Annotated in this window: 2 protein-coding genes; one reads left to right on the top strand and one right to left on the bottom strand. The window is 62.5% G+C overall.

Translation table 11 applies throughout. The features are described 5' to 3' along the window. Positions 1 to 1390: heavy metal translocating P-type ATPase (locus IGS51_RS07780; protein ID WP_297077767.1), on the top strand; the 1390-nt coding region annotated here is incomplete at its 5' end. On the opposite strand, the gene IGS51_RS07775 is transcribed toward IGS51_RS07780, so the two are convergent. Beyond that, on the bottom strand, positions 1345 to 2310 hold a 966-nt coding region (locus tag IGS51_RS07775), incomplete at its 5' end, for a L,D-transpeptidase family protein (RefSeq protein ID WP_297077765.1). The two genes, IGS51_RS07780 and IGS51_RS07775, sit on opposite strands and share 46 nt — an antisense overlap.

Here is a 2310-nt window from a genome sequence, read left to right as displayed (position 1 = left end):
TAGTGTGGCAGGCTACTTTACCTATGGCGTGCTGGCGCTGGCGCTGCTGACGTTTCTGTTCTGGTATTTTGTGGGGCTACCCCTCTGGCACGACCCCATTGCCGCGCTGGGTATTCATGAAATCGGGCTGGGCATGGCCCACACCGCCCACCTCGCCCACACGGGGATGACTGGCGACTCGGCCATGATGCACGCCGCCATGCCGTCGCCGCTGTTGCTGAGCCTGAAGCTGGCGATCGCCGTCTTGGTAATTGCCTGTCCCTGTGCGCTGGGCCTGGCCACGCCGACCGCCATTCTGGTTGGCTCTAGCCTGGGCGCAGAGCGGGGCTTGCTGATTCGCGGCGGCGATGTGCTGGAAAAGGCGCAGGCTTTGGACACCCTCGTTTTCGACAAGACGGGCACGCTGACCCAGGGCCGCCCGGTGGTAACGGACTGCGTACCGCTGGCGGCGGGCTGGACGGCGGCGCGGCTGCTGCAACTGGCGGCAACGGTTGAAGCCGGAACCACTCACCCACTTTCTGCGGCGATTCGCCAAGCCGCGCAGCAGCAGGAGTTGTCGCTATTGCCTGCTGCCGAATTTCAGACGCAGCCAGGGTTGGGCGTATCTGCACAAGTGGAAGGCGCAGCGGCTTACTTGGGTACGACAACTTGGCTGCGGCAAAATGGCGTTTTGCTGGAAGAAACGGTTTGCGAACAGGCGGAGGCGATCGCCGCAACAGGCAAGACCGTCATTTACATCGGCATTGGGCAGCATTGTGTGGGCCTCATGGCTATGCAAGATCCTTTGCGACCCGATGCAGTCTCGGCTGTGCAGCAACTCCGCGATGCAGGACTGGGGCTGCGCCTGCTGACAGGGGATCAGCCTGCGGCCGCCAGGGCGATCGCCCAGATGTTGGGCTTTGCGCCCGAAGACGTGCAGGCGAGCCTGTTGCCCCAAGAAAAAGTAGCGGCGATCGCCCAGCTTCAGGCCCAGGGCAAGCGGGTGGGCATGGTGGGCGACGGCATCAACGACGCGCCCGCCCTGGCCCAGGCAGATGTCAGCATTTCCCTGCACTCCAGCACGGATGCGGCGATTGAGGCATCGGAGATTGTGCTGATGGGCGATCGCCTGACGGACATCAGCGCCGCCCTGCGCCTTAGCCGCGCCACCTTCAACAAGATTCGCCAAAACCTGTTCTGGGCCTTTGCCTATAACCTGTTGGGTATTCCCGTGGCGGCGGGCGTGCTGCTGCCCACGCTGGGTCTGATTCTCAGTCCGTCGGCGGCGGGTGGGCTGATGGCGCTCAGCTCCGTCAGCGTGATTACAAACTCGCTGCTGCTGCGGTTCTTGAAAAAAAGTGATCACTATTCCCGAACCAGAACTGGTGTTCCCAAGGCGACTGAATCGTAGAGCGCTTCGATATCGGCATTTCGCATCCGCAGACAGCCGTGAGACACCGCCTGCCCCACCGAGTCGTCGCGGTTGGTGCCGTGAAAACCGATCGAGTGAAACCCGTCTGTCCAGAAGCTAATCCACCGCGTCCCCAGTGGGTTGCGCGGGTCGTTGCCAATGAGCTCCTTGGTGATGGGATGCTCCCACAGGGGATAGGTTTGGCGATCGATGACGCGAAATGTGCCCTGCGGTGTTTCCCAGCCATCTTGTCCAATAGCAACGGGGTAGCTTGCCTTAAGCTGATCCCCGTGGTAAAAGTACACCTGGCGATCGCTCAGGTCTACCACGAGCCGAGGAGTGTGCAATGGAAGTGTCGCCAGGGTCTTGCTGGCAGACTGCACCGGGACAAATTCAGAGGGTGGTAGAAGGCGTGCGTTTGCCGGACGGGGCTGGATACGCGGCTTGGAGATGCGTCGAGGCTGCGTTGTCGGCAGGATGCCCGTTGCTAGAGCGGCGATCGCCCGTTCAGGAGCCGACCCTTCAGACATTTTCGACCCTTTCGATGAATCTGGAGTCGCCTGGGTCTGGGCCAGAAAGGGGGAATTCGCAGCAGCAGAAGCCTCTGTCGAAGTGGGTGCTGGAGAGACAGCAGACGAGGCAGATGGCGCAGGAGCGGAGCGAGTAGGCGACGGCTCTGTTGGGGAAAAACCCGCTGTGGCGCTAGCTTGGGTTGCAGGGGTTGACGTGGCTTGTGGGGCGGGCGGGGCGATTGCCTGAGGAGCAGCGGGCACAATCGGAGCAATCGTCCCTGGCTGCCAACCACCGGGGCGGCTCGGCAAGTCGCCCGAAGTCGAAACGGGTGGCGGGGGAGAAACTGTCGCAGACGGTAGTGGGGTGGGTGAGCGATGGGCAGAGTGGAGAGAGCGGCTGCGAGACGG

The sequence above is a fragment of the Thermoleptolyngbya sp. M55_K2018_002 genome, assembly GCF_015295965.1.
GTDB classification, from domain to species: domain Bacteria; phylum Cyanobacteriota; class Cyanobacteriia; order Elainellales; family Elainellaceae; genus Thermoleptolyngbya; species Thermoleptolyngbya sichuanensis.
This window is presented reverse-complemented; position numbering and strand designations above follow the sequence as displayed.